Below are 7,918 nucleotides of genomic sequence, written 5' to 3'. Positions count from 1 at the left end.
GGTGTGGTCGATATCGAAGGTAACGACAGTTCCATTCTGGGTGACAACGAACTTGTAATAATCCGTCTGGCCGTTGGTTGCCTCCGCGCTGATAGTGATCGACGGGTTATGCGAGGCATCCGTGATGTCGGGATCCGCCGATTTGACGAATGTGGTTACGGCTCCCGGACCATTCAAAACATAGGCAGAAGCGGCCGAATTCCCCGCACTATTTTTGCCTACATCGTAGACATTTGCCGTCGCCGGAAGCGCCGGATCCGTGGCTCCGTTGATCGTCACCGTTACCAGTTTTGCTGTTCCGTCCGCCGTCGTGACGGTGAACGTATCACTCAGCTGGCTGCCTGCATTCAGCGCATTGACGGTCGGATTGGCGTTGTCCAGCGCATAGGTCCAGTGTCCGGTGGCATCCATGGTGTAGGTGCCGTAGCCGTTGGCGCTCGCGGTCGCCGTCGTCACAGCGGTCCAGGCGTCATTAGTGCCGTCGACATCGGTCGAGTTGAGATCACCGGTCGCGGTTGGCGTTCCAGTGTTGGCGCTGGTCGCCTCCGTCACTGTACCTGTCCCCACGCCGCTGACCACTGCGGCGTCGTTGACACCGTTGATGGTGATCGTCGCCGTTGCCGTCGAGGTTCCGCCATGACCATCGCTGATCGTGTAGGAGAAGGTGTCCGTCTGGACGTCGCCAGCATGGAGCGCCTGCAACGTCGTGGAAGACAAAGCGTTGTAGCTGATCGTGCCGTCGTTGTTCAAGGTAACGGTGGCGCCGGCGGCACTGTTGGTAACGGAAGTCACCGTCAGGGTGTCGCCATCGGCATCGGTGTCGTTGGCGGTCAGCAACGTGGCCGCGAACGTCTTGGTAACGTCCTCGGATATGCCACCGTTGGTGATCGCGCCACCGACTTCGATCACATAGCCGTTGGATCCGCTGCTCGAGCTCGTACCGTCATTCCACCAGCCGTCCTTGCGGGCGAGAAGATAGTCTTCACCAACGCCCCAATTGTCGTTGGGCTCATAAACATAACCAGGGACAGCGGCGAGAGGCCAGGAATTGAAGCCCGATGCGGTGCCTTGAACGCCATTGGCGTCGACATTCGTGGTTGTCCAGAAAGTCGTGCCGGCCTCCGGGCCCGTGACCCATTTCCAAACACCTTCGGTTCCGGCGTCAGACGCGCCGAGCCAGTAGAACTTGTTGGCTCCCATCAGCGATTGAATAAAGGTGTTCTCTCCGGCGCTGGTAACCGTCGCCAGATAGCCGCCCGCACTTTCCGCGTTATTCACAGCCGTCGACCAGCTTACTTGCGAATTGACGACCTTGTAGTAGTGACCGTTATCCGTGTTGAGCGACCAGCCCGTGCCACTTGGAGCAGGGGTCGCGCCGCCGCCGAACGACAGCGTATCGTTTACGGCAACCGGCGCATGGTTGTTGGTGATGACGGTTGCCGTCGCACCGCTGGTGACCGTCTCATTGAAGTTCTGGCCGTCAACATAGGTGGTCTGGACTGATATCTGGTGCCCAACATCGGCGGAAGTAAGAGTGTAATCCGCCGTGGTCGCACCGAACGCGGTGCCGTCACGCAGCCAAGTGTGGACGACGTTGCTCGCGGCGCCGTCCGGATCGGAACCCAGCGTGGCGTGCAGAACATCGCCGACCGTCGGCGGGGTCGCCGGAGTGCTGTCGGAAATCGAGATCGTTGCCTGGCCGTCGTTCACCGCCGTGATGGCAACCTCGATCGAACCGGTCGAAACCAGGGTATCGGTGTGCAGACCGTCGGTGAGCGTGGCGCTGTCAAGGACCGTCGCAGCAACGTTCAGGTTGAAATTGCCGGCGAAATCGTGCGGCGGTGTCATCGTCAGGCCGGAGGTATTGACCCCGGCGGCATCGGTGATGACCCAAACCGCACCTTCGAGCGCGCCTTGGCTGAAGGTCGCACCGGCCGGGAAGCCCGACAGTTCGACCCGCGTCACCTTTTCCGACCCGTCGGTGTCGCCAAGGGCAATGTTGAGCGCGATGTTGGCCGCTGCGTCTTCAGCGCCGAGACCAGAACCGGAAATCGTCGCAGTATCAGCCACCGGCCGAATATTGACCGTGATGGTTGCCGAAGCCGTGGCGTTTGCGGCGCCGCTGCCGTCGGATACCGTATACTGGATCGTGGTGATACCGCTGGCGTTGGCGTGCGGCGTGTAGACCAGGTCCCCGTTGGAGTACAGGAGGCCGCTGCCCGTCGGCCCCGACGTGATGGTCGCCGCGGTCGGATGCAGAGTATCCCCGTCGACATCGGTGTCGTTGGCGAGGATATTGACGCCGGAGAGCGTATGGTCCTCGTCGACGAAAAAGACGTCGTTGTGCGGGGTCGGCGTATCGTTGACCGGCGTGACCGCGATATTGAAGGTGTCCGAAACGTCGTTCAAACCGTCGGTGGCAGTCACCTTCACATCGAAGCTGCCGTTGTAGTTCAACGGCGCAACACCGCTGAAAGTCCCTGTCCCGGCGTCAAAGTGCAACCAGGCCGGCAGTGCCGAACCATCGCCGAGGGTTGCCGTGTAGGTCAGTGCCGAGTCGATGTCCGAGAACGTGCCTGCCGGAACCTGGAAGGAAATCGTGCCTTCCTCCGCAATGCTCTGGTCGGCAATCGGCTGGACGAGAACCGGCGCATCGTTCACCGCTGTGATGGCAACCTCGATCGAACCGGTCGAAACCGCGGTATCCGTGTGAAGGCCATCGGAGAGCATAGCGCTGTCGAGGACCGTTGCTGCCACGTTCAGCGTGAAGTTGCCGTTGTAATTGGCCGGCGGAGTCATCGTCAGCCCGGTGGTAACAACCCCGGCAGCATTCTCGATGACCCAGACACCACCCTGCAACGAGCCCTGGTTGAAGGTTGCACCGTCCGGGAAACCGCTCAACTCAACTCGTGTCACCTTCTCGGAATGATCCGTGTCGCCAAGAGCAATATTGAGCCCAATGGCGGCCGCACCATCTTCGCTGCCGGAGCCGGAGCCGGAGATGGTGGCGGCGTCCGCGATCGGACGGATATTGACGGTGATCGTACCCTGGCTCGTGAGGTTGCCGTCGGAGACCGTATAGCCGATGACCGAATAACCGCTCTCGTTTGCCTCCGCGTGATAGGTCAACGCGCCGCCTGTCTCCAGCGATGCGGATGCGGCCGGGTTCCCCCCAACCGTTATGTTGCCAACCCTGATGAGGGTATCGCCTTCGRCATCCGTGTCGTTCGTCAATACGTTGACGCCCGAGAGGGTGGTGTCCTCGTCGATGAAATAGACGTCGTCATGCGCCACCGGTGCATCGTTGACCGGCGTCACGGTGAAGTTGAAGGTGCCGGTGCCGGGTGCCGAGTTGTCCTCGTTGCCGTCCTCGACCTTGACCGAGAAGGATGCGGTCGGACCTTCCGAACCGTCATGGGTGTAGGTGATCAGGCCGGCCTTGAGTTCGGCGGCGGTGAACGAGGTCGCCGAAGCTCCGCCGTTGGAAATCACCCCGTGCGTCACATCGGAGACCTGCAAGACCACGCCGCCGTCGACATCGTCCGGATCGGTATAGCCGAGTTCGGCGAAAGTGAGGACGTGGCTGCCGCCTTCGGCGACCACCCCAGTCAACGTGCCGGCCAATACCGGCGCGTCGTTGATGGCGATCATGTGAACGGTCGCAACCTGCGGCGCGCTATCGGAAACCCCATCATTGACCACAACGGTCAGGGTGCGGTCGATCGAGGTATCCGGGTTATCGCTGTTGTCCTGGTAGACGATGTTCTTGAGGATCGTCTCATAGGTGGCGATCGATGCCAAACCGGTGACCGACAGCACGCCGGTGGTTGAATTGTAGCCGACGTTCAAGCCCACGGCGGCGGCGGTTGCCGTCGCGTTGAGGAAGAGCGTCTCGCTTGCTCCATCAAGGTTGTGGGCAAGCGTCACCGTCATCGACTGCAGCGTCGAAGAGTCGACGTCTGCAAGACTTGCCTGCCAGGCGAACTGCTGCGGTGTCTGTTCCGTGGCGTTGGTCGCCGCACCGTTTCCGCCAGCCGCGCCATTCAGGTCGATGACCGTGGCGTCGTTGGTGCCGGTGATCGCGATGGTCAGCGACGCAGTCGAAGTCAGGCCATGGGCATCCTTCATCCCGTAGGTGAAGACTTCGCTGGCGTGCGTGTTCTGGACAAGCGCCTGGGTGTCGGCGTCATTGTTGTCCAGTGCATAGGCATAGCTGCCATCCGCATGGATTGTCAGCGTACCGTAGGTGCCGGCAACCGTGACATCGCCATTATTGCCGGGAACGGCCGTCAATCCGCCGCCGGCGAACTGGATCGAGGTGACGGTCCTGGTGTCGAAGATATCGGCGTCGGTATCGTTGGTCAGCACATTGCCGGTTGCCGAAGCGTCGCCGGCCGTGCCGTTGGCGATGCCGCCGGCCTCGATTACCGGATCACCCGCATTGGTGTCGGCAATGGCATGCGGCGCATCGTTGACCAGCTCGATGGCCTGCACGGTGCCGCCGTTGCCGTTGTTCTCACCGGCAAAGGTRAACTGCTCGATGTTCTTCGCCGTCGCCACGACGGTGCCGCCGAGGCTGAAGGAGAAGGTGCCGTCGGAGGCCCGAACGATGTCGTAGTCGGCCCATTTGCCGGCCAGGATCATCGTGTCCACGTCGCCGCCAGTGGTGTCGTCGGCGTCGGTGACGACCACCTTGGTGCCGGCAAGACCGGCCAGGTTGATGACGTCGTCGCCGGTGCCGCCGGTGATGGCGATGGTCGAAGGTGCGATGGCGGTGCCGGAGAGATCGCCGACATTGATCGTGCCGCCGCCTGCATGCAGGGTGATCTCGATGCCTTCGATTTCGTCGGCCCGCACAGTCGTTCCGCCGGTGCCGCTATAGGTGACCAGCACGTCGGGCCGATCGTCGGCCGGCGCAACATTCTGCGGGTCCGCCAGGGTCGATTTGCCGATCGTGAAGGTGCGGCCCTCGGCATCGCCGGCGATCTTGAGGACGTCGTAGTCCGGGAAGATCGRGCCGGTTTCCGTGCCCCCGTCGATGACGTCGGCACCGTCGCCAACCTTATAGACGAAGGTGTCGTTGCCTGTGCCGCCGGAAATCAGGTCGTCGCCCTTGCCCCCGATCAGCGTATCGTCGCCGTCTTCGCCATACAGCTTGTCGGCACCGCCGCCCCCTTCGATATGGTCGTTGCCGCCACCAGCGAAGATGATGTCGTCGCCGGCGTCGACCGGGTTCGGGTTGCCATCGTCTTCGCCATAGAGCCAATCGCCGCTGGAGCCGCCATAGATCAGGTCGTTGCCGCCTTCGCCCTTGGCCGTACCACCGCCATTGCCGAGGACGAGCACGTCATTACCGGAACCGGCATAGAGGTTGTCGCCAACATTGTCATCGCCACCGATGAGAAGGTCGCTGCCTGCACCACCGAGAAGCGTGTCGGAACCTGCGCCGCCTTTGAGGATGTTGTCGTTTCCGTCACCGGCCAGAATATCGTCGCCGATACCGCCCGTCAGGTTTTCGATGTCGACAAGCGTATCCGTTCCGACCGCATCATTGGCGCCGTTGCTATCGATTGCGCTGTGGGCCGGAATAGCGGCCGGCCAAGTTGCGGCGTCACCCAGGTTGGCGAACACACCCGTCGTCAGCGACGAGTAGTCTGCGGTGTCGCCGCCGAAAGCCGAAGCGATAATCGTTGCGGCGTCACCCGATGCAGGGTTGGATGGCCGGTTGAAGCCAACGGCACTGTTGGTGCCGCCGTCGAGCAGATCGTCGCCCTTGCCGCCGACCAGCATGTCGTTGCCGTCTTCGCCATAGAGCTTGTCGGCGCCAAGACCGCCCCAGATCTTGTCGTTACCGGCACCGCCCTTGAGAATGTCGTTGCCGCCGAGACCGGAGATCAGGTCGTTGCCCGTGCCGCCGTTGATGATATCGGCGGAATTCGAACCGCCGAGGATGTCGTTGCCGTCGCCACCTTCGATGGTGATCGGTCCGCCGTCCGCAGTGGAGCCCGCAGCCAGAAGAATGACGTCATTGCCATCGGTGCCGACGATCTTTTCGACGCCGGAGAGATAACCGGGAGCCGTGCTGTAATCGGCCACGAAGCCCGATTTGCCGTCACGCTCCAGGATGATCGTGTCGTATCCTGCGCCACCGATAACCTGGTCGGCAGTGCCGGCAAGACCAGCGATATTGACCGCCAGCAGGCTGCCGTCACCCAGCTGAATGTTGCGGGTGCCGGAACCGGTCACATCCGCGCCGAGGACGAAGGTGTCGTTACCTTCACCGCCGTCGAGAACATCGGCTCCGAGACCGCCATCCAGGTAATCGTTGCCACCATTGCCGGTGAGCTTGTTGGCCTCGTCGCCGCCGATCAGCACATCGTTGCCGGCACCACCCAGGGCATCGACGATGCCCGAGACGCTGTCGATACCAATCACTTTGTCGATCACGGTGGCACCGTCGGTCGCGGTGTCAGCTGTAACGGTCTGGCCGCCGACCATGTGGGCAGCACCGTCAAGGTTGACGAAGACGCTGGTGGAAAGGCTGGAATAGTTGATCGAGTCGATCGAGCCGGCGGCATCGACGCGAACGGTCACCGTCGAGGTGGCGGCGTCGCCGTCTGCATCGGTGGCGGTGAACCCGAGGGCCAGATCGAGATACTGGCTCGTCGCATTCGGCGCCGTATGGTCCAGCGGCTGAAGCAGCGAGAAGGTGTAACCGCCGGTCGCAGCATTGAGCAATGCTGTAAAGACGATATGGTCCAGCGCCGGCGGGTTGGCAGAGCCGGTGAACCCGGTAAGCACACCACCGATGACGGCGATCGTCACCGGATTGCCGTTCGAGCTGAGCGTCGTCACCGACGCTCCGTTTTGATCCTTTGTCGCGACACTTCCAGTGAAGGAAAGCGTACGCGCGCTGCCGGCATCCGCACCCCAGGAGAGGCCTGTCAGGGCGGCGGTGATGGTTTCCGAGCCGCCTTCCTCGACCGTTCCGATGGCATTGGGGCCGGCCGTCGGCACGCTATCGGTGACGGTGACGATCAGCTGGTCATGGAGCGCCACGCTGTCGCCGTCGCCATCGGTTACCGTGACGGCGGACGAAAGGTCCAGCGCCAGCGAACCGTCGCCGTCGGTGAAGGTAATCGAATGACCATTGTTGACTGTTGTAGAGCCATTCGGCGAACCTACACCGTCAAGATCGAACTTCGTCTGGTTCGGGACATTGCCGACATTCACATACCAGGTGGTGTGGGCCGGGATGTTGAGAACATAGTCCGTTCCACCGGGGTTATTGTTGTCCAGCGTCCAAGTGACTGCGGAATTGCCAGAATTGCTGACGCGGATAATCGCGTCGCCGTCCGGCATGTGTCCCACGAAGGCGAGATCGTTGCCGCCGACATCAGCGACAGCCGCATGACTGCCGGCAGCATCGAGAGTAGCAGCCGGGATCGACACGCCATCGATAACCACGCTGTCGGTGTGGTCGAGCGGGCCGGTCTGCGTAAAGGTGTAATGGCCGGTGGCCGGATCGACGCTGAAGGTGAAGATCGTCGCCGCACCGGCTTTCGCCACCAGGGCATTGCCGACAACGGAATAGGTAAGCGCGACACCGCCGGACGTCAGCGAAGTCAGGCTGGAGGACAGACCGGTGGTTTCAACCGAGTAGCGGCCAAGACCGTCAGCGCCCGGCGATACCAGGGCGGAAAGCTCGCCTGCAATCGAACCGCCTGCGGCGCTTTCGGTGATCGCGCCGGTGCCGATCACACCGGTGGAAACCGGCGTGTCGTCGTTGACGACGATATTGAGGGTGCCGGAGGAGGTGTCGCCGTCACCATCGGTAACGGTGACGCCGATCGACAGGGTCGTGTTCTCTTCGGTGGTGCCGGCGGTCGGATGGACGATCGGCGCCTCGGCGGTGAAG

General features: G+C 62.1%; 1 protein-coding gene. It reads right to left on the bottom strand.

Annotated features, from left to right (window positions below; translation table 11 throughout):
* On the bottom strand, positions 1–7,918 hold a 7,918-nt coding region (locus tag AC1DSN_RS15010), incomplete at both ends, for a tandem-95 repeat protein (RefSeq protein ID WP_477331409.1).

The organism is Luteibacter sp. P4_D7_3, from assembly GCF_056401735.1.
Note: the sequence above shows the minus strand (reverse complement) of the source record. Positions and strands in the feature narration are given on the sequence as shown.